Genomic DNA, 19645 nt, shown 5'->3' with positions numbered 1-19645 from the left:
GCAGAGCGGTCGCTTAAAAGAGTCCAACAACAGCGAGGCGGGATGATTCCCGCCTCGCTGGTTTGGTTTATTCGCCCATCAGCACCGGCGGAACATCGGTCGGTTTGACGTCTTCACTCGGGTAGCAACCCAGTACCTTGATATGGCGGGTGATGCGGGTCAGCTCCATCAGTGCTGCCTGCATATCGGCGCTTTGCAAGTTGGCCGACACATCCAGATAAAACATCTCTTCCCACGGATTGCCCTGCACCGGGCGCGACTCAAGCTTGGTCATGTTGATGTGGTGGCTGCGCAGCACCAGCAGCGCCTCGACCAGTGAACCCGCTTGCTGGGAGGTGGACATGATCAGGGTAGTCTTGGCCGGGATCTGCGGCGCCACATCGATGGGTTTGCGCGCGACCACGATAAAGCGGCTGTAGTTCTCTTTCTGGTTGGCCATGTTGGTGGCCACCACATCCAGACCGTATAGCTCGCCGCCTGCGGCACTACCGATGGCTGCGGCGTCGGGGCTGGCCAGCTCGCGCACCTTCATCATGGCGCTGGAGGAGGAGTCACAGATCTCGTGGCGCACCCCTTCCAGCTTGCCCAGATAGTGGGAGCACTGCTGGAACACCTGGGGATGGGCGTAGAGCACCTTGATGGTCGACAAGTCAGTGGGCACCGCCGACAGGATGCAGTGCTCGATGGGGTAGGTCAGCTCGCCCACGATCGACAAATTGGTGTGCTGCATCACGTCATACACTTCGTTGATCGAGCCCGAGCTGGTGTTCTCGATGGGCAAGACGCCATAGGCGGCCTGACCCGATTCGACCGCGTCGATCACTTCGCGGAAGTTGTGGCAGTTCACTTCCATCACCTGATCTTTAAAGCGCGCCAGATACTTGCGTGCAGCCAGGCTGGAATAAGAACCGCGTGGGCCCAGATAGGCCACGCTGGTCATCGGCTCTTGCTGGGTCGGGTTGAGCAATCCTTGCAGATAGGCCTGCTGGGAGAGCACCGAGTCTTCGATGATGGTGTGATAGATACGGGTGATGTAGTGAGCGTCGAGCCCGAGCGGGCGCCCTTTCTGGATCAGGGCAACCAGCAACTCCTGCTCGCGCTGGTGATCGCGAATCGGGCGCGGGTTGGCTTGCTTGGCCTTGGCGACCTCGATGCTGAGGCTCTTGCGGCGGGCCAGCAGGGCCAACAGATCTGTGTCCAGTTGGGTTATCTCTTCTCTGATGTGCTCAAGCGTTGCCATGTTGTGTCCCTGTCTGGCGGTGGCCGTCGTGGCAGATGGTCACCTGCGTTCGTCATTTTAGTGTTATCGATAAAAAGAGAGCCTCCGCAGGGGAGGCTCGATTCGTCTTTAGTCTCGTACAAGAACGATCCGCGCCACCCTCAATCGGGCCGGATAAACGAGAAGAAACCAAAGAAGAATACGCGGTGCATGATGCTGATCCTGAATCGAAAGAGCCTTAACCATTAAGGGATTTGGTCTGTGGTTGCAAGTAAAATAAGTGGAAAGTGCCATCTGGATACGTGAATTTCGATAGGGCTGGCTCTTGTTTAGGGGCAGCGGCATCATGAGCACAGACATAGCGGCCAGGGGGAATGGTCATGGCGCTCATTTTTGATCTGGGACGGGTCATTGTCAGTTGGGATCCGGTGGGTATCGTTAGTCGCGTGCGCGGTCCACAAGGGGCGGCAGAGCTGGCGGCGACCTTATTTGAACATCCCGACTGGCTGGAGGTCGATCGCGGTACCCTCTCATTGCATACCATGGCGCGCCGGGCCGAAGCGCGTACCGGACTGACTGCCGCCGACATTCTGGCAGTGCTCGAAGCGGTGCCCCCTTCTCTGGTACCAGACCCGCAGATGGTCGAGTTGTTAGCCGAGCTGCATGCTCGCGGTGCAGCGCTTTATGCACTCTCCAACATGGGCCACGCCAGCATCGATTATCTCGAGCGCCACTGCGCGTTCTGGCAATACTTCCGTGGCAAGGTGGTCTCCGCCCGGGTGCGGATGATGAAGCCGGAGGCCGAAATCTATCGCTACCTGCTGGTGGCGCAGGATCTGAAAGCGGCGGATTGCACCTTTATCGACGACAGCCCGGCGAATGTTGCAGCGGCCGAGCAGGTGGGCATCCGTGGCATCGTGTTTACCTCCCATGATCAGTGTCGCCGCGATCTGGCGGCGCTCGGTCTGCTCTGAGCCTTATCATGCCAAACAAGGTCGTGACGCTGCATGCCGACCGCGATCGCGCCTTTATGCAGCGCGAGCAGCAGCTTGTTGACGCGCTGGGGCAGTATCCGCAGCTGTTGGTCTCTTTCTCCGGCAGGATGGAGTCCTGCTATGCCATGGATCTGTGCCGGGCGGCCGGGGTGCAAGTGCGGGCTTTCACCATCGACAATCCCACCCGTAGCAGGCGCGACGTGGCGCGCACCCGCAAATATTGTCAGCACTACCGAGTCGATCAGGTGCTCATCAAGAGCGACGAGATGGTCTTTTTCAATCACGATGGCCTTAACGCCCAGACGCCGGATCCGGTGCGCTGGATTGTGCGTTTTCGCGATGCTCACCCCGGCCTTGCCTCCATTCCGCTGCTGGTGGCGGCTTCGGTGGAAGATCGGGATATCTACCGGGAACGCTTTGGTGAGCCCCCGCCCAATACACTCTGGCCTTTTGCCGATGCCGGCATGACCACCCGCGATCTGCGCTACGGTTTTCATCACCGCCAGTTGGCGGTGTGGGGCAGTAATGAGACCGGTTGCCTGAGCCTGCGCTTTTCCAGCGAACGGGACATCGACAGCGACAATCTGCGTCGGGTAGACATGGCCGAGCAGATGCTGGCCGATCTGGGGCTGCCCAGTGCCCGGGTCTTTTTCCACTATCTCTCTGATGGCGAAACCACCCTGTGCCGGGTGCGACTCAATGACAGCGAGCGGGCGATGGCGTTTGACCGGCAGTCTGAGGTGCTCGCCGCCTTGCAGTCTTGCGGGTTTGATCTGGTCACGCTCGATTTGCATCGGGTCAATGATTGCAGCGAGGTCGGTGGCGTCGGTTAACGGAGTGAAAGGTGGCGTAGGCAAGCTGGATTGCCTTGTTTATACTGCCGGCTCCTGCTTTCCATCAGAGTGACCCCGTAATGAAGAAGCTGATGCTCAGTCTGCTGTTGGCCCCGACGCTGGCCCTGGCAGCCCCGCTTACCCAGGTAACCTTGCCCGATGGCACCCAGATCCAGCTCAATGATGACCATACCTGGGACTATCTGGTGGTCAAACCGGCCGAGGTCGCGCCGGTAGCTGTGAAAGCCGGCGCTACCGCATCTGCCCCCACAGCGGTGGTGGCCGCGCCGGTGCTGACGGAGCAGGCCAAGGCGCACCCAGAATTACTGAGCCAGGCTACGCGCGATGGTATCCGCATCGAACTGGTGTCGGTCTCTGATGCTGATCCCTTGACGCTGGAATTCAAGGCCACCAACCAAGGCAGCAAGAATGCCATTCTGGTGAGCGGTTTTGTCACCCTGTTTGCCGAAGATGGCCGCCAGTTAGTGCGTGAACCCGCTCGCTTCTGGGTTGCCGAAACCCGGATGCCCGAGACCTATCTGCGCAAGGGTGAAGCTCGTGCGGCGCGCACCATCGAGCTGCCGCGTCCGGCTGGCTTGCAGGGCAAACCCTTGGTGCGAGTTGAGATTGACGAGGTTAACTTCCGCTGACCTGTGGCCAGTGAAAACAGCCCGCGCATCGTCGCGGGCTTTTTTTTTTGTCTTTTTTTTGGAGGGCATGATCCAGCCCAGCTCTGGAACCCGTAGAGAGTGAAACAGAAACTTATACAACTTTCATTTTCTTGTATAAGTGCTATAACTCACTACAAGGTTATACAAGGAGCCTCGCCATGTACAAGATTAAAGTCGGGATCAGCGCCTGCCTGCTCGGCGCTCCAGTACGTTACGACGGTGGCCACAAGCGTTCCCCTTTTTGCGAGCGCGAGCTTGCCGAATTCTTTGAATATCACCCGGTCTGCCCCGAGATGGCGATTGGTCTTGGTACACCGCGCCCGACCATCCGGCTGGTCAAACGGCAGGGGGAGGTCCGCGCCGAAGCGAGCAACGGCAGCTTTGATGTGACCGATCAACTCATCGCGTTTAGCGAGCAGAAGGTGCGTGAGCTCGACTTCATCTCTGGCTACATCCTCTGCGCCAAATCGCCGAGCTGCGGCATGGAGCGGGTCAAGGTGTACGGCGGTGCCCAAGGGGCGGCCAAAGAGGGCGTTGGACTGTTTGCCCAGGCCTTGATGCAGGCGCATCCGCTGTTGCCGGTAGAAGAGGAGGGGCGGCTCAACGATCCCATTTTGCGGGAAAATTTTGTCACCCGGGTCTTTGCCTATCATGACTGGCAGGTGCTGAGCCAATCACCACTGACCGCCGCGCGCCTGATTGCCTTTCACTCGCGCTACAAATATCTGGTGCTGGCCCATGCCCCCAAGGCCTATCGCGCGCTGGGCAAACTTTTGGGCTCCCTCAAGGGACGCGACCTGGCTGAGGTGGCCAAGGAGTATATCAGCGGCCTGATGCAGGCCTTGACCCTGCGCGCCAATCGCAAGGGACACACCAATGTGCTGCAGCACCTGCAGGGCTATTTCAAGCGTCAACTCAGCACCGGGCAGCGCGAAGAGCTGGCCGAAGTGATCCACAAATATCGGGTTGGGCTCTTGCCGCTGCTGGTTCCGCTCACCTTGATCCGCCACTACCTGCGCCAATTTCCCAATCCTTACTTGGCGCAGCAGGTTTACCTTGAGCCCCATCCTGAGACGCTCAAACTGAGATACAGTCTATGACCACAGAAACCCTCTACCCCATTCGCGACGTTGCCCGGCTGACCGGCATCAACCCGGTCACCCTGCGCGCCTGGCAGCGCCGTTATGGGCTGGTGGAGCCGCAGCGCACCGAGAAAGGCCATCGCCTCTATAGCGAGCAGGATATTGAGCAGATCCGCCAAATCCTGGCTTGGCTAGAGCTTGGGGTGAGTATTGGTCAGGTGCGCCAGCTACTGGAGGCGCCGGGTGATGCAACGCCGCAAGCGGGGGATCACTGGCAGCCGCTGCTCGACAAGCTCGACGAGGCGCTGTTTGCCTTGTCGCAGCGCAAACTGGAGACCCAGCTCGCCGAGCTGACCGCCAACTATCCGCTCCCCCTGCTGCGCCGCCAGGTGCTGACCCCTTGGCTGGCGCGCCTGACCTTGCACCTGAACCGCGCCGACGGGCAGGCGCTGCATGATTTTGCCGTTTATTGGCTCGAGGCCTTCTTCTCACGCCGGCTGATAGAGCAAGACAAGGGCAAACCGCTGGTATTGGCCAGTTGGGGGCGGCTACCACCGCTTGAGCTGCTGCTCGATGCCATCGAGGCCACCCAGTCAGGGTTCACCGTCACCATGCTGCCAACCTTGACGCCCCGCGAGGCCAAGCTGCTGGCACCACGGTTCGCCGGGCCGCTTCTGGTGCGGGTCGGTGCCGGTCTTGCAAGCAGCGATCTTGGCCATGAGTGGCCAGAGGGGACGGTGCTACTGGGCGAGCTCACCAGGCTCTACGGCGACGAGAAGCTGGCCGCGCCGGTGCAGCCAAGCTTCAGCGATTGGATGCGGGAGGCGCAGGATGCAGCTGGTCTGGTTTAGGCAAGATCTACGGCTTATCGATCATCCTGCGCTGCGCCGAGCCTGCCATGAGGCCAAGCACAGCGGAGAACCCGTTGAAGCGGTGTTTATCATCAGCCGCGCCCAGTGGCAAAAACACCACATGGCGCCGCTGCGTGAGCGTTTCTGGCTGGAGCGGGTCAATGTGCTGGGGGGCGAGTTGGCGCGCCTTGGGATCCGGCTACATCTCCTTGAAGTGCCCTGGTTTACCGACATTCCAGCTGCGCTGCATCAACTGGTTATATCGCGCGGCGCCACAGCATTACACGCTATCAACGCCATTGAAATTGATGAGCGGCGCCGTGATGAGGCAGTCGCCGCGACCTTGCCGATTAGCTGCCATTTTGTGCCCGGCTGCTGCGTGTTTGCGCCCGGCAGCATCCTCACCGGCAAAGGCGAGCCGTTCAAAGTGTTTACCCCGTTTTGCCGGGCTTGGACCAAGCGGCTGTCGAGCGAAGGATTTTCTCTGCATCGAGCGCCTGCTGCCGTGGGTGAGCCGGTTGCTTGGAACCCCTTGGTGCTCGCGCCTCTGAATGAGGCTGAGGCGGCGGCGCTGGCCGATTGGCCAGTCAGCGAAGGGGCCGGCGAAGCGCGGCTCGGTGAGTTTATCAGTGGCGATCTGGCCGAGTATGGCGAGCTGCGCGATCTGCCAGCCCAAGCTGGTACGTCGCGTCTGTCGGCCTATCTGGCCGCCGGCATACTCAGTCCGCGGCAGTGCTTGGCGGCGCTGCATCAGCAGTTGGGTGCCTTGCCGCTGGAGCGCGGCCAGCCCGGTTTTGTCTGGCTCAACGAACTGGTGTGGCGCGAGTTTTATCGCCACCTGTTGGTGCTTGAGCCGCGCCTGTCCATGGACCAGCCATTTCAGCGCCACACCCGCCAGCTGGCCTGGCGCTTTGATGAGCAGGCATTTAGCGCCTGGTGTGAGGGGCGCACCGGCTTTCCGGTGGTCGATGCGGCCATGCGCTGTCTTAATCAGACGGGCTGGATGCACAACCGGCTGCGCATGATTGTGGCGAGCTTTCTGACCAAGGATCTGCACATCTCCTGGCGCCTGGGTGAGGACTATTTCATGAGCCGGCTGATTGACGGCGATCTGGCGGCTAACAACGGCGGCTGGCAGTGGTCGGCGGGAACCGGCGCCGATGCGGCCCCCTACTTTCGGGTCTTCAATCCGACCACGCAGGGACAAAAGTTTGATCCACAAGGCGATTTCATCCGTACATGGGTAACTGAGCTGGCCGATGTACCGGCCGCTTATATCCACGAGCCGCATGACTGGTTGCGCCTTAAGGGGCGTCACGACTACCCGGCACCCATCGTGGATCACGCGCTGGCGCGTCAATACGCCATCGCCATGTTCAAGCAACTGGAGCCCTGAACCATGACCCTGACCGGTGACCCGCGCCTGCAACGCATTGCCAGCTTTTACCAGATGCTGGATCGCCATCAGCTGCACCGGTTGGGGGAGATCTATGCCAGCGAGGTGGTGTTTGAAGACCCGGCCCACCGCCTTGATGGGCTCGACGCACTGGCCCGCTACTTTGTCGCGCTCTATGCCCATGTCACCGATATCCACTTTGAGATGCACGAAGGGATGAGTGATGGCGATAACGGCTGGCTGGCATGGACCATGACACTGCTGCACCCGCGGCTGGCCAAGGGGAATCCGGTGGTGGTGGAGGGGGTGACCCGGCTCGAGTTCGATACCGAGGGTAAAGTGCGCTACCACCGGGATTACTTCGATCTGGGTGCCATGCTGTATGAACAGCTGCCGCTATTAGGGGCGCTGATCCGCAGCATCAAGGGGAGGCTGGGTCAATGAAACGGGTGCTGATCACCGGCGCGAGCTCAGGCATTGGTCGCCAGCTGGCTCTTGATTATCAGGCCGATGGTTGGCAGGTCACAGCCTGCGGCCGTGATGAAACCCGCTTGGCTGAGTTGGCAGCGGCGAATATTGAGACCCTGACGTTCGACAGTCGGGTGCTGGCCGATTGCCAGCGCGCCGCCGACACAGCGGGCGAGCTGGATCTGTTGATCCTCAATGCCGGCAGCTGCGAATACATCGACGATGCACAGCACTTTGACAGCCTGCTGTTTGCCCGCGTGATGGAAACTAACCTAGTGGCTACCGGCCATGCGTTGGCGGCGTTTTTGCCGCGTTTGCGCCGTGGTGGGCGATTGGCGCTGGTCAGCTCATCGGTCACCTGGTTGGCGCTGCCGCGCGCCGAAGCCTACGGCGCCTCGAAAGCGGCGCTCGATTATCTGGCGGCCAGTTTGCGCGTCGATTTGGCTAGTCGCGATATTCATGTGTCGCTGGTCAAGCCCGGGTTTGTCGCCACACCGCTGACTGCTCGCAACGATTTTCCGATGCCGGCCCTGCTCACGCCCGAGCAGGCATCGTACGCCATTCGCCATGGTCTGGCCCGTGGCCAGCACACGGTCGCATTTCCCCGTCGTCTGGTCTGGGGGTTGCGATTGTTAGGCGCGCTGCCCACCGGCTGGTGGCTGCGCCTTTCCCGTTTTCTCACCCGACCCAAGGATGTGAGTGCATGAAAAAGATTGCGATTGTTGGCTCCGGTATCTCCGGTCTCACCGTGGGTCATCTGCTGCACCGCCAGCACGGCGTGACTCTGTTTGAAGCGGCGCCAGTGCTGGGCGGCCACACCGCCACCATCGACGTGACCCTGGATGGGCGCGACTACGCCATCGATACCGGCTTTATCGTCTTTAACGATCGCACCTATCCGCGCTTTCAGCGGTTGCTGGCACGCACGGGGCTTGCCGCGCAACCGACCGAGATGAGCTTTTCGGTCTCAACCCGGCAGGGATTGGAGTATAACGGCCACAACCTCGACACCCTGTTTGCCCAGCGCAGTAACCTGTTTCGCCCGCGCTTTTGGCGACTGGTGGCCGATATTTTGCGTTTTAACCAGCGCAGCCGTGCCACCTTGCATGAAGGAAAAGCCGGTCAACTGACGCTGGGCGCGTTTCTTACGCTGGAAGGCTTTAGTGACGAGTTTGCCCGCCACTACATTTTGCCGATGGGCGCCGCCATCTGGTCATCGACCCTGGCTGACATGCGGGCCTTTCCGCTCGAGTTTTTCCTGCGCTTTTTTGAAAACCACGGCCTGCTGGATGTGACCCATCGCCCGCAGTGGTATGTGATCCCCGGCGGCTCCCGCGAGTACATCGCGCCGCTGACTGACGGGTGGCGCGAGGCCATTCGGCTCGATAGTCCGGTGCAATCGATTCGCCGGGTCGAGCGTGGCGTAGTAATAACCAGTCGCCACGGTGAAGAGCACTTTGATGAGGTGGTACTGGCCTGTCACAGCGATCAGGCGCTGGCGCTGCTCACCGACGCCACCCGTGATGAGCACGCCATTCTCTCGGCAATGGCTTATCAATCCAATCAGGTGTGGCTGCACACCGATACCCGCTTGCTGCCGACGCGCCGTAAAGCCTGGGCCAGCTGGAACTACAAGCTCGGGGAAGATGAGACCGCGCGGCCGCTGGTCACTTACAACATGAATATCCTGCAGGGGCTCGATGCGCCGCACACCTTCTGCGTGACACTTAACCCTGGCCACGAGGTGGACGAGAGCAAGGTGCTGCGCCGCTTTGTCTATGACCATCCGGTTTTCAATCAGGCGTCACTGGCGGCGCAGCAGCGACGCAGCGACATCTGCGGAGTCAATAACACCCATTTTTGCGGTGCTTACTGGTACAACGGCTTTCACGAAGATGGGGTGCGCAGTGCCCTTGATGTGGCCGAGCGCTTTGGGGGCAGCCTGTGAACAGCGCCCTGTTTGAAGGCAGTGTGCGCCACCGCCGCTTCGCGCCGCGCCCGCATCACTTCTCCTATGGTCTGTTCATGCTGGGGCTCGATCCCGATGAGCTGACCACGCTCGATCGTGGCGGCTGGCTGTTTGGCGTCGAGCGCCCGGCGCTGCTCTCGTTTCGTCGCCGCGATTATCTGGGCGATTCGGCGCAGCCGCTGCGTGAGGCCGTGTGGCAACGGGTCAGTGAGCTAGGTGGAAAGGTTGAGGCGCCGGGACGGGTGCTGCTGGTGGGGCAGGGGCGCTGTCTTGGCCTCTATTTCAGTCCGGTCAACTTCTACTTCTGTTTTGTCGGCGAGACGCCGCGCTGGCTGCTGGCCGAGGTCTCTAATACGCCGTGGAACGAGCGCTTTCATTACCTTATCGATCTGAGCGCGCCCGTCGTGACGCCCAAGGCATTTCACGTCTCACCTTTTATGGATTTGGCGATGAATTATCACTGGAAAGTGCGTGCCCCGGCGCAGGCTGGCGGCGAACTCAGCGTGCATATCGAAAACCATCGCCAAGACGGTGAGAAGATCTTTGATGCCACCCTTGCGCTAAAACCCCAGCCACTGACGGCGGCAGTGCTGCGCCGAGTGCTGTGGCGCTGGCCAAGCATGACGCTCACCGTGCTGCTTGGTATCTATTGGCATGCGCTGCGACTTTGGCTCAAACGTACCCCTTTTTATTCCCATCCGGAGACTCGCTGAATGGAACTTGTCATCTCTTCCCGACCGCTCGGCCGGCTCGACCGGTTGGCACGCACCACCCTGCTGGGTCTCTTGTCCCATTTGCAAGGCGGTGAGCTCACCATTATCGACGAGAGCGAGCAACCGGCGCGCCAGTGGCGCTGCGGTGCCCAAAGCGGCATTGTTGCCAGTGTGCGGGTGTGTGATGCCCGTTTTTGGCGCCGGTTATTGCTCGGTGGCAGCATCGCGGCCGGTGAAACCTGGGTGGAGGGCATGTGGGAGAGCAGTGAGTTGGCGCAGGTGGTGCAGTTGCTGGCGCGTAACTTGCCGCTGCTCGATCGGCTTGAGCGCCGCTTGAGCTGGCTGACCTTTCCGTTGAATCGGCTGCGTCACCTTAAAAATCGCAATACCCTGACCGGTTCGCGCGCCAATATCGCCGCCCACTACGATCTGGGCAATGCCATGTATCAGGGCTTTTTGGATCAGCACATGCAATACTCCTCGGCCGTCTACCCGAGCGAGCAGGCCACCCTGGATGAGGCGCAGGCGCATAAGCTGGATCTTATCTGCCGGCGGCTTGAGTTAAGCCCAGAGGATCATCTGCTCGAGATCGGTACCGGCTGGGGTGGGTTGGCCATTCACGCTGCCCGCCACTATGGCTGCAAAGTGACCACTACCACTATCTCGCAGGCCCAGCACGATTACGCTCGCGCCTGGATTGAGCGGGAAGGGTTGTCAGATCGCATTACATTGCTGCTGCAAGATTACCGCCAACTGGAAGGGCAGTTCGACAAGCTGGTCTCCATCGAGATGATTGAAGCGGTGGGCCATGCATTCTTACCGGGCTATTTTCAGCAACTTTCGCGCTTGCTGCGCCCCGGTGGACGCATGCTACTGCAAGCCATTACCATCGCCGATCAACGCTTTGACTCCTATCTCAAGGGGGTCGATTTTATCCAGCGCTATATCTTCCCCGGTGGCTGCCTGCCGAGCGTGTCACACATGACCGAGCTGCTGACCCGCCACACCGACATGACGCTGGTGCGCTTGCATGACCATGGTGTGCACTACGCCAAAACGCTGCGCGAATGGTGCCAGCGCTTCCTGGCCATGAAGCCGGAGCTGCTGCGTCAGGGGTATAGCGAGGACTTTATCCGCCTGTGGCACTTCTATTTTGCTTACTGCGAGGGCGGTTTTCTTGAGCGCACCATCAGTCTGGTGCATTTCGAGGCAGCCAAACCCGGTAGCGGGAGCTGGAGCGGTGCGTGAGCAAGCGGTGGCGCTGGGGACAACTGCTCGGTTTTAACCTGCTCTGGACGCTGGCAGTCACCGGTGCGCCGCTGCCCTGGCTGGCGGGATTGCTGTTGCTGCACCTGGTCTTTTCCCCCAGTCGGCGGCGCGATGTGGCGCTGATCCCGCTGGCGATCGGCGGCTTTGTGCTGGACCTGTTGCTCTGGCGTGTCGGCGTATTTGGCTTTGCCAGCTGGCCGTGGTGGCTGCTTTTCCTCTGGATTGGCTTTATTTGGAGCTTGCCTCACGGACTCTCATGGCTGCTGGCCTGGCGTCCGCTCTGGCAGGCTGCGATGGGAGCATGTTTTGGTCCTTTTGCTTATCTGATGGGTGCCCGTCTGGGTGACATACACTTACCTCTGGGGACGGTGCCAACACTCTGCGTATTGGCACTGATCTGGTCGCTGTTACTGCCCGTATTGATTCACGCAGTGCCAAGGCGTGGGAGGTTGTGAGATGTACCCATCCGATACGTTACTGTTTACCAAATGGACCCGTGTGGCCGGTGCTGATGATACCCACTACTTTCTGGTGGTGGCGTGTGAGCGCAATGGCGCAGGCGATCTGGCCAAAGTGACATTGCAAGACATTGAAGACCTGAGCGAGCAGGAGGTCGATTGCCATGAGCTTGAGGAGTCGCAGCACTGGTTTGCTGGCTGGCGCTAGCTTGTTACTGCTGGCGCTGAGCGCGCAGGCATCCCCTGTGGCTGCGCTCAGAGCGGTTGGGCAGGGCGAGATGCACTGGCTTTGGTTCAAGCTCTATGACGCGACGCTCTATAGCCATGATGGGCGTTATCACCCCGATGCCAGACCGTTGGCGCTGACATTGCGCTATGCCCGCGCGATTGAGCGCACAGATTTGCTGGAAGCAACCCGCAGCGAGTGGCTGCGCCTTCATTTGGCAGAGCCTGCGAAGGAGCAGCGCTGGTTAACGCAACTAGCAGCTCTCTGGCCAGATGTACGTGAAGGTGACGAGCTGACACTGGTGGTTGACGTTGCCGGCCAGAGTCACTTTTGGCTGGGTAATCGGAAGTTGGGGCAATTGTCTGATCCTGCCTTTGCCCCGGCATTTCTCGCCATCTGGCTCGATGAACGCAGCCGCGACCCGGCGCTCGGTCGCCGCCTCAAGGGGGAATCGTGAAAGTAATCGTGTTACTGCTGTGGTCGCTGCTGCTGACTGGTTGCGGGGTCGATACGTCCACTTACCGTAACCAGGCTCCCCAGTGGAATCTGCCCACCTTTTTCAATGGCCCTTTGGCTGCGCACGGTCTGGTGATGAATCGGCAGGGCCAGGTGACCAGCCGTTTTCGCGTCGAGATGAAGGGGGAGTGGCAGCAGGGTAAAGGGCGTTTGTTCGAGCAGTTCTATTTTGATGATGGTCGCAAAGAGACGCGCACCTGGTGGCTGGAGCAGGCTACGGACGGTCACTGGCGTGGCACCGCATCGGACGTGGTCGGGGAAGCGCGCGGCGAAACCAACGGGTTTGCCCTTAACTGGCGTTATACCCTGGATCTGCGCCTGCCAGATGGCGATGTGGTGCGGGTCGATTTTGATGATGGAATGTATCTGCTTGATCCCAATCGCCTTATCAACCGTGCCGAGATCAGCAAATGGGGCATCCGGGTTGGCGAGGTGCTGCTCTACATAGAGAAGCTTGATAGTCAAAGCCAATCAAACAAATAAGGAACAGCTATTTTCCTTTGTGTTTGTGTGGGCATATTCTGAGCCTGTTCCCAAGATTTGGAGGTGACTCATGAAAAATGCAATCGGTCTTGATACCGCAAAGTCTGAAGCGCTGGCTGCCGAGCTCAACAAGCTGCTCTCTACCTATCAGATCCTTTATATGAATGTGCGCGGATTTCACTGGAATATCCGTGGTCATCAATTCTTCGAACTGCATCTGAAATTTGAAGAGATCTACAACGATTTGTTGCTGAAAGTTGACGAACTGGCCGAGCGGATCCTGACGTTGGGTGCCGTGCCGGAGCACAGTTTTAGCCGCTACCTCACCCTGTCGAGCGTGAGTGAGGTGCAGGGCGTGCACGATGGTCGTGCCTGCATCGAGTCGCTGTTAGCCGGTTTTCGTGAATTGCTGGTGGCTCAGCGCGCCATTTCGGCCAAGGCCGGCGAGGCGGGTGATGAAGGGACCGCGTCGATTTTGTCGGACTATATCCAGCAGCAGGAAAAGCTGGTTTGGATGCTGCGAGCCTACCTGGACTAAGTCTCAGTTGCCCCTCCATTCTCAGCTTGCCATCCGTCTATGCCGCCCCTCGTGGGCGGCTCTGTTTTTTCCGGTTTGACCCACGTGGCGGGCTTGATCCAGATCAAGCAAACTTAAAACAACAAATTAAATGTCTATTCTGATTCAGGGGAGAGGAATAGGATGCTCACAAAACGACAAATGAAATGTCAATTAGGAGTGACATCATGTTTTGTGTGCAATGTGAACAAACTATCCGTACCCCTGCCGGCAATGGTTGTGCCTATGCCCAGGGCATGTGTGGCAAGACCGCTGAAACGTCCGATCTGCAAGATGTACTGATCTTTGCTCTGCAGGGATTGAGTGCCTGGGCTTCGCTGGCCCGTCAACACGGCATCGTCGATCGCACCATCGATGCCTTTGTTCCGCAGGCCTTTTTCGCAACCTTGACTAACGTCAACTTCGACTCTGACCGCATCATGGCCTATGCCCATGAAGCGATTGCCTATCGTGCCCAACTGGCTGACAAACTCGGTCAGCTGGCGGTCAATCTGACCGACCTGCCGGCCTCCGCCTATTTTGAACTGGGTGACGACAAATCGTCCCAGCTGGCTCAAGCTTCGCAAACTGCCGTTAATCGCGGCAAAGAGCTGGTGAGCGAGGATGTACTGGGCCTGCGTCTGCTCTGTCTGTATGGCCTCAAAGGCGCTGCTGCTTATATGGAGCACGCCCGTGTGCTCGGTCAGCAGGAAGATGAGATTGGCACCGAATTTCACCGCATCATGGCGTGGCTTTCGACCGATCCGAGCGAAGTGCCGGCCCTGCTTGAGTGCGCCATGGCCATCGGCATGCTCAACTTCAAGGTCATGGAGATGCTCGATCGCGGCGAAACCGGCGCTTTCGGTCACCCGGAGCCGACCCGTGTCCGTGTCACCCCGGTACCGGGAAAATGCATTCTGGTCTCTGGCCACGACATGGTCGATCTCAAGCTGATCCTCGAGCAGACCAAGGATACCGGCATCAACGTCTATACCCACGGCGAAATGCTGCCGGCACTGGCGTATCCCTTCTTCAAGCAGTATCCGCATCTGGTCGGTAACTACGGTTCGGCCTGGCAGAACCAGCAAAAAGAGTTTGCCAACTTCCCGGGCGCGGTGGTCATGACCTCCAACTGCATCATTGATCCGAACGTTGGTAACTACAGCGATCGCATCTTCACCCGCTCCATCGTCGGCTGGCCGGGAGTGACCCATCTGGAAGGGGAAGACTTCTCTGCCGTGGTCGCCAAGGCTCAATCCCTGCCGGGCTTTGCCCACGAAGAGCTCGAACACTTCATCACCATCGGTTTTGCCCGTAATGCATTGATGCAGGCGGCGCCGGCTGTGATTGAGAAGGTCAAGGCGGGTGATATCAAGCACTTCTTCCTGGTCGGTGGCTGTGACGGTGACCGGGCCGAGCGTGCCTACTACACCGAATTTGCCCGTGCGGTGCCGCAAGATAGCCTGCTGCTGACGCTGGGCTGCGGCAAGTACAAGTTCAACAAGCTCGAGTTCGGTGATATCGGCGGTATTCCGCGCCTGCTCGACGTCGGACAGTGCAACGATGCCTACTCGGCCATCCAGCTGGCGCTGGCGCTCTCCGAAGCCTTCGGTTGTGGCGTGAACGAGTTACCGCTGACTCTGGTGCTCTCCTGGTTTGAGCAAAAAGCCATCGTCATCCTGCTCACCCTGCTGGCGCTGGGCGTGAAGAATATTCGTACCGGCCCGACCGCTCCGGCCTTCCTCACCCCGAACCTGCTTAAGGTGCTGGAAGAGCAGTTTGGTATGCGTGGTACCACCACGGCAGAGGCCGATTTGGCAGAAATACTGGCGGCCTGAGGATCCGGTTGCCGTAAGCAGTTGGCGGGCCTTTGGCCCGCCTTTTTTCCCTCTTTCTCTCGGAGTGCAAGCATGTCTTCCCTGATCCTGACTGTAGGCGAACGCCTGGAAGAGACTCATGACGTGACCAGTTGGCGCCTGTTGCCTGCCGCTGGCGCCACCTTACCGCCGGTTCAAGCCGGCCAGTGCATCACGGTGCATTGCGAGCTCGACGGTGAACCCGTCAGCCGCGCCTATACCCTCTCTTCTGCGCCCCAAGATCCCTATTGGCAGATCACCATCAAGGAGGTGGGGCGCGTCTCGGCTCATCTGCGTCAGCATCTGCAGGTCGGCGATAGCCTGACGGTCAATGGCCCGTTTGGTGAATTTGTGGCGCGCCAAGGTAGAGCGCCGCTGCTACTCTCTGCGGGCTCCGGCATCACTCCCATGTGGGCGATGGCCCGCACGGCGCTGGCGCAAGATGCCAACGCCGATATCCGTTTTATTCACTCTGCCCGTAGCGAGCAGGATGTGATTTTTGCTCGTGATCTTAGTGAGTTGGCCCTGCAGCATCCGGGATTTCGTCTGGTGACGGTGCTTGAGCAATCCGCCCCGGAGCACCCCTGGCAGGGGCGCTTGAGTGCCGGAATGCTGCGCGAGCTGGCTCCCGATCTGCTGTCACGGGATGTCTATCTGTGCGGCCCGGCGCCTTATATGGCGGCGGTTGCAGCCATGCTGGCCGAGTTGGGGCTGCCAGCCGAGCAACTGCTGCTCGAATCGTTCGGTCAGCCAGAGCCTGCAGCAGAAGTCAGTAGTGAGGCGCATTTTTGGTTTGATCTGGCCAAGCGGGGTAAACGGGTCAAGATCCTGCCCGGTCAGACCCTGCTTGCTGCGGCCGAAGCGGCGGGCGAGAGCATACCGTTCGCCTGTCGTGTCGGCGTATGCGGCGCCTGCAAGGTGACCGTATTTGGTGAGGTGGAGTGTCAGAGCACGGTGTCACTGACCAGCGCTGAGATCGCCGCTGGCGTGGTGCTGGCCTGCGCCTGCACTGCCCGCAGCGACATTCGCGCCGAGCTGTAACCGTTTCGTGCTTTTTCCTGCCTCGGGCTAGCGCTACACTGGCGACAGTTTCACTCGAAAACGGGATAAGCACATGACCATTCTGGTAACGGGGGGAGCCGGTTATATCGGCTCCCATACTCTGGTAGAGCTGCTTCGCGATGGCCAGCAGGTGGTGGTCCTCGATAACCTCAGTAACGCCTCGCCCGAGTCGCTCAAGCGGGTTGAGCAGATCACCGGCAAGCCGGTCACCTTTGTGGAAGGGGACGTGCGCGACCGGGCTTGCCTGCAGCGTCTGTTTGCCGAGCACCACATCGAATCTGTCATTCACTTCGCCGGTTTAAAAGCGGTGGGGGAGTCAACCCGCATTCCGCTCACCTATTACCAGAACAACGTCAGCGGCACGCTGGTGCTGTGTGAAGAGATGGCCCGTGCCGGCGTCTTTCGGCTGGTGTTCAGCTCGTCGGCCACCGTGTATGGCGATCCGGCCTCGGTGCCGATCCGCGAACACTTCCCGACCGGCGCTACCAACCCCTATGGCCGCTCCAAGTTGATTGTCGAAGAGATGCTGCGCGATGTCAGCGCCTCTGACCCGCGCTGGGCCATCGTGCTGCTGCGTTACTTCAACCCGGTCGGTGCCCATGAGAGCGGTCTTATCGGAGAAGATCCCAACGGTATTCCCAACAATCTGCTGCCCTATATCAGCCAGGTCGGGGTCGGCAAGCTCAAAGAGCTCGGGGTATTTGGTAACGACTACCCGACGGTGGATGGCACCGGCGTGCGTGACTATATCCATGTGGTGGATTTGGCTATCGGTCACCTCAAGGCACTGAACCGGATTGCCAGTGACACGGGCGTGTTTACCTACAACCTCGGGACTGGCCAGGGCTATTCGGTGCTGCAGATGGTCAAGGCGTTTGAACAGGCCAGCGGTCGTCCGATCCCGTATCAGATCAAGCCACGCCGCCCCGGTGACATTGCCGAGTGCTGGGCCGATCCGGCGCTGGCCCGTGACGAGCTGGGCTGGCAGGCCGAGCGGGGAATTGACCAGATGATGGCCGATACCTGGCGCTGGCAAAGCCACAACCCAAATGGCTATCGCGCTTAAGATCACGGTGAAAGTGAACACCAGAAAACCAAAAGCCCGGCATGGTCGCCGGGCTTTTTACTACCTGCTGCTTATCACTTACTGATTGCGATAGAAGCGGTTGAGCTCGTTCATCACCTGGACCAGCACGCCCATGTCAGGATTGACGTGCTTGAGCGGGGCATAGTCGCTGCGTCGTAGCAGATCAAAATCGCCCTGCTTGTCGAAGTGAGTGATGGTCTCTTTCTGATAGATGGCAAATTCACGGCCATCACCGCTGAGCACCCAGCTGCGTCCATCAGGCTGGAACAGATTCTGGCCACTGGAATAATCGCGCGGTGCATTACGCACGCCGAGCATCCCTTGCATCAGGGTTGGCACCAGATCCAGATGGCTGGTATCGCGGCTCACCACTTCGGCCTGCTTACCCGGCCAGCTGATCACCATGGGAACCTGCACCTGATAGCGGGAGAAGTTGTTGCCATACCCCCAGTTATTGTGGCCGGTGTCGTTGAACTCCTGACCGTGATCCGAGGTGATGACGACCACCGTCTTCTCAAGCAGACCTTGTGATTCGAGCTGACGGGTGATCTGCTCAATCAACTGGTCGGTGTAGAACACCGCATTCTTGTAGCGATTTTCCAGCTTGGTCTGGTTGTCCTTGCGATAGGCCGTGGCCGGGTTGAACTGGGTCAACTCGGGCTGGAACGGCCCGGCAAAGCCCTCCGGCGTTGCGAAGTGCCCGACCGACGAGAGATAGAGCAGAGAGAACCAGGGGCGATCGCTGCTACTACGCTGATTGAGCCAGCCTTGCCAGCGATCAAGCAGCTGGGCATCGTCACTCTCGTCAGAGATAAAGACCTGCTTGCGCAGCCCCGCGAGCAGGGTCTTACGATATTCGCGCACCCCGTGCAGCGGACCGAACAGACCAAACTGATAATCCTGGCGCAGCAACTCATCAAACAGCAGCGGTGGGCGTTTCTCCCGGCTGATGTCAGCCAGGTAGTGGCCGGGCAGTCCATAGAACAGGCTGAACATGCCGGTCATGTCACCGTTGCCACCCGATAGGTGCGACTGGAACTGCTGGTGCTGATCGGCGAAGCGCTGCAGGTTGGGCATGTTGATGTTGTTGAGCATGTCAAAACGCAGCGCATCCACCACCACGACCAGCAAGTTACGGCGCTCTTCTTGTGGCTCTACCGCGAGGGTGCGCAGCGGATAACGCAGTCGTTCATTGGGGGCGGCGCTGTCTTGCTCGGCAGCCTGCTTCTCGTATTGCTCCAGATCCAGCCAGCCATGCTTGGCCAGGAAGCTGCGGGCAGTCATGGGGTAGGAGAGCGGGAAGTTGGAGCGCTGCATGGTGATCGGCTGATAGAGCACCGCATCGGCCCAGCTGTTGACCAGGTGAGTCAGCACAAAGGAACCCAGCAGCAGCAGTCCGACAAAATTGCCGTATTGGCGGCGTTTACGCTTGTTGATTTTGCGCCAGGTGTAGGCAGAGAGAAGCAACTGAACCAGTACCAGCAAGGGCACGGCGATAAACAGAATGCTCCAGGAGGTTCCCTCTTCGCTCTGAACCTGCTCCAGCAGCAGTGACCACATCTGGCCATTGAGGTGGAACTTGAACAGGTTGAATACCTGGGTATCGATCAGCAGCAGTAACTGGCCGACCGAGGCCACGGCAACCGAGAGAAAACGCAGTGCCTTTTCACGGGTGATGACAAAGCTTAACGGGAAAATCGTCAGCAAATAGGTCATAAATCCCATGAACGAGAAATGACCCACCCAGCTGACCACCAGATAGGCGACCCCAAGGGTCGTATCCGGCCAGGTGATGGCGCCCAGATAACGGGTGGCGATCAACATGGCCAGCAGGATATTGAAGAAGCAGAACCAATGTCCCCAAGTGATCAGGCGAGAGACATTATCACGATAGGGATTGCCGGTTTCGACCATACTCATCCGTCTGGTTCAGAA

General features: G+C 59.4%; 21 protein-coding genes. 19 read left to right on the top strand and 2 right to left on the bottom strand.

Annotated elements, in window-relative coordinates:
* Window positions 1-67: 67 nt before the first annotated feature.
* Complete coding sequence (pheA, locus tag BW958_RS10610; RefSeq protein WP_076575706.1) at window positions 68-1240, bottom strand: prephenate dehydratase; 1173 nt, start codon at window positions 1238-1240, stop codon at window positions 68-70.
* A gap of 359 nt (window positions 1241-1599) precedes the next feature.
* Between pheA and BW958_RS10605 the strand changes: the two genes are divergently transcribed.
* From BW958_RS10605 to galE, 19 genes are all read left to right on the top strand, one after another.
* Entirely contained in the window at window positions 1600-2193 is a 594-nt protein-coding gene (locus BW958_RS10605) for an HAD family hydrolase (RefSeq protein WP_076575768.1), read from the top strand.
* An 8-nt stretch (window positions 2194-2201) separates the two neighbouring features.
* A complete protein-coding gene (locus BW958_RS10600) occupies window positions 2202-3047 on the top strand; it encodes an adenine nucleotide alpha-hydrolase family protein (RefSeq protein ID WP_076575705.1) in 846 nt (281 codons plus the stop codon).
* Window positions 3048-3127: 80 nt separating this feature from the next.
* A complete protein-coding gene (locus tag BW958_RS10595) occupies window positions 3128-3697 on the top strand; it encodes a DUF3157 family protein (RefSeq protein ID WP_076575704.1) in 570 nt (189 codons plus the stop codon).
* 179 nt (window positions 3698-3876) lie between these two features.
* Entirely contained in the window at window positions 3877-4818 is a 942-nt protein-coding gene (locus BW958_RS10590) for a YbgA family protein (protein WP_076575703.1), read from the top strand.
* Complete coding sequence (locus tag BW958_RS10585) at window positions 4815-5651, top strand: MerR family transcriptional regulator (RefSeq protein WP_076575702.1); 837 nt, start codon at window positions 4815-4817, stop codon at window positions 5649-5651. The genes BW958_RS10590 and BW958_RS10585 overlap by 4 nt, the downstream gene beginning before the upstream one ends.
* A complete protein-coding gene (phrB, locus tag BW958_RS10580) occupies window positions 5632-7047 on the top strand; it encodes a deoxyribodipyrimidine photo-lyase (protein ID WP_076575701.1) in 1416 nt (471 codons plus the stop codon). The genes BW958_RS10585 and phrB overlap by 20 nt, the downstream gene beginning before the upstream one ends.
* 3 nt (window positions 7048-7050) lie before the next feature.
* A complete protein-coding gene (locus tag BW958_RS10575) occupies window positions 7051-7491 on the top strand; it encodes a nuclear transport factor 2 family protein (RefSeq protein WP_076575700.1) in 441 nt (146 codons plus the stop codon).
* A complete protein-coding gene (locus BW958_RS10570; RefSeq protein WP_076575699.1) occupies window positions 7488-8222 on the top strand; it encodes an SDR family NAD(P)-dependent oxidoreductase in 735 nt (244 codons plus the stop codon). The genes BW958_RS10575 and BW958_RS10570 overlap by 4 nt, the downstream gene beginning before the upstream one ends.
* Window positions 8219-9463 carry an NAD(P)/FAD-dependent oxidoreductase gene (locus BW958_RS10565; RefSeq protein WP_076575698.1) on the top strand — a complete coding sequence of 415 codons (1245 nt, stop codon included), beginning with the start codon at window positions 8219-8221 and terminating at the stop codon, window positions 9461-9463. The genes BW958_RS10570 and BW958_RS10565 overlap by 4 nt, the downstream gene beginning before the upstream one ends.
* Window positions 9460-10197, top strand: coding sequence for a DUF1365 domain-containing protein (locus BW958_RS10560; protein WP_076575697.1), 738 nt, complete (start codon window positions 9460-9462; stop codon window positions 10195-10197). The genes BW958_RS10565 and BW958_RS10560 overlap by 4 nt, the downstream gene beginning before the upstream one ends.
* Window positions 10198-11445: an SAM-dependent methyltransferase gene (locus BW958_RS10555; RefSeq protein WP_076575696.1), complete on the top strand. Its 1248-nt coding sequence runs from the start codon at window positions 10198-10200 to the stop codon at window positions 11443-11445.
* Window positions 11442-11921: a DUF2878 domain-containing protein gene (locus tag BW958_RS10550; protein ID WP_076575695.1), complete on the top strand. Its 480-nt coding sequence runs from the start codon at window positions 11442-11444 to the stop codon at window positions 11919-11921. The genes BW958_RS10555 and BW958_RS10550 overlap by 4 nt, the downstream gene beginning before the upstream one ends.
* A 1-nt stretch (window position 11922) precedes the next feature.
* Entirely contained in the window at window positions 11923-12132 is a 210-nt protein-coding gene (locus BW958_RS10545; RefSeq protein ID WP_076575694.1) for a TIGR02450 family Trp-rich protein, read from the top strand.
* A complete protein-coding gene (locus tag BW958_RS10540) occupies window positions 12089-12607 on the top strand; it encodes a chalcone isomerase family protein (protein ID WP_076575693.1) in 519 nt (172 codons plus the stop codon). The genes BW958_RS10545 and BW958_RS10540 overlap by 44 nt, the downstream gene beginning before the upstream one ends.
* Window positions 12604-13149 (top strand): DUF3833 domain-containing protein, encoded by a 546-nt coding sequence (locus BW958_RS10535; RefSeq protein ID WP_256701969.1) that lies wholly within the window; start codon window positions 12604-12606, stop codon window positions 13147-13149. Before BW958_RS10540 ends, BW958_RS10535 begins: the two co-directional genes overlap by 4 nt.
* Before the next feature lie 70 nt (window positions 13150-13219).
* Window positions 13220-13687, top strand: coding sequence for a Dps family protein (locus BW958_RS10530; RefSeq protein ID WP_076575691.1), 468 nt, complete (start codon window positions 13220-13222; stop codon window positions 13685-13687).
* Window positions 13688-13893: 206 nt separating this feature from the next.
* Entirely contained in the window at window positions 13894-15543 is a 1650-nt protein-coding gene (hcp, locus tag BW958_RS10525; RefSeq protein ID WP_076575690.1) for a hydroxylamine reductase, read from the top strand.
* Window positions 15544-15615: 72 nt separating this feature from the next.
* Entirely contained in the window at window positions 15616-16602 is a 987-nt protein-coding gene (locus BW958_RS10520) for an FAD-binding oxidoreductase (protein ID WP_076575689.1), read from the top strand.
* A gap of 73 nt (window positions 16603-16675) precedes the next feature.
* On the top strand, window positions 16676-17689 hold the full coding sequence (gene galE, locus BW958_RS10515; RefSeq protein WP_076575688.1) for a UDP-glucose 4-epimerase GalE: 1014 nt from the start codon (window positions 16676-16678) through the stop codon (window positions 17687-17689).
* 78 nt (window positions 17690-17767) lie between these two features.
* On the opposite strand, the gene BW958_RS10510 is transcribed toward galE, so the two are convergent.
* Window positions 17768-19624: a DUF3413 domain-containing protein gene (locus BW958_RS10510; RefSeq protein WP_076575687.1), complete on the bottom strand. Its 1857-nt coding sequence runs from the start codon at window positions 19622-19624 to the stop codon at window positions 17768-17770.
* Window positions 19625-19645 lie beyond the last annotated feature (21 nt).

It is taken from the genome of Aeromonas sp. RU39B (assembly GCF_900156095.1).
GTDB lineage: Bacteria > Pseudomonadota > Gammaproteobacteria > Enterobacterales > Aeromonadaceae > Aeromonas.
The sequence above is the reverse complement of the archived record's forward strand: the minus strand, read 5'-3'. Positions and strand labels throughout refer to the sequence as shown.

Bases quoted from the DNA above. Each gene is read 5' to 3' on its own strand.
- BW958_RS10545 (WP_076575694.1), top strand. From the start codon at position 11,923: ATGTACCCATCCGATACGTTACTGTTTACCAAATGGACCCGTGTGGCC.
- BW958_RS10520 (WP_076575689.1), top strand. From the start codon at position 15,616: ATGTCTTCCCTGATCCTGACTGTAGGCGAACGCCTGGAAGAGACTCAT.
- pheA (WP_076575706.1), bottom strand. From the start codon at position 1,240: ATGGCAACGCTTGAGCACATCAGAGAAGAGATAACCCAACTGGACACA.
- BW958_RS10540 (WP_076575693.1), top strand. From the start codon at position 12,089: ATGAGCTTGAGGAGTCGCAGCACTGGTTTGCTGGCTGGCGCTAGCTTG.
- BW958_RS10530 (WP_076575691.1), top strand. From the start codon at position 13,220: ATGAAAAATGCAATCGGTCTTGATACCGCAAAGTCTGAAGCGCTGGCT.
- BW958_RS10585 (WP_076575702.1), top strand. From the start codon at position 4,815: ATGACCACAGAAACCCTCTACCCCATTCGCGACGTTGCCCGGCTGACC.
- BW958_RS10510 (WP_076575687.1), bottom strand. From the start codon at position 19,624: ATGGTCGAAACCGGCAATCCCTATCGTGATAATGTCTCTCGCCTGATC.
- BW958_RS10605 (WP_076575768.1), top strand. From the start codon at position 1,600: ATGGCGCTCATTTTTGATCTGGGACGGGTCATTGTCAGTTGGGATCCG.
- BW958_RS10600 (WP_076575705.1), top strand. From the start codon at position 2,202: ATGCCAAACAAGGTCGTGACGCTGCATGCCGACCGCGATCGCGCCTTT.
- BW958_RS10575 (WP_076575700.1), top strand. From the start codon at position 7,051: ATGACCCTGACCGGTGACCCGCGCCTGCAACGCATTGCCAGCTTTTAC.
- galE (WP_076575688.1), top strand. From the start codon at position 16,676: ATGACCATTCTGGTAACGGGGGGAGCCGGTTATATCGGCTCCCATACT.
- phrB (WP_076575701.1), top strand. From the start codon at position 5,632: ATGCAGCTGGTCTGGTTTAGGCAAGATCTACGGCTTATCGATCATCCT.
- BW958_RS10565 (WP_076575698.1), top strand. From the start codon at position 8,219: ATGAAAAAGATTGCGATTGTTGGCTCCGGTATCTCCGGTCTCACCGTG.
- BW958_RS10590 (WP_076575703.1), top strand. From the start codon at position 3,877: ATGTACAAGATTAAAGTCGGGATCAGCGCCTGCCTGCTCGGCGCTCCA.
- BW958_RS10570 (WP_076575699.1), top strand. From the start codon at position 7,488: ATGAAACGGGTGCTGATCACCGGCGCGAGCTCAGGCATTGGTCGCCAG.
- BW958_RS10595 (WP_076575704.1), top strand. From the start codon at position 3,128: ATGAAGAAGCTGATGCTCAGTCTGCTGTTGGCCCCGACGCTGGCCCTG.
- BW958_RS10555 (WP_076575696.1), top strand. From the start codon at position 10,198: ATGGAACTTGTCATCTCTTCCCGACCGCTCGGCCGGCTCGACCGGTTG.
- hcp (WP_076575690.1), top strand. From the start codon at position 13,894: ATGTTTTGTGTGCAATGTGAACAAACTATCCGTACCCCTGCCGGCAAT.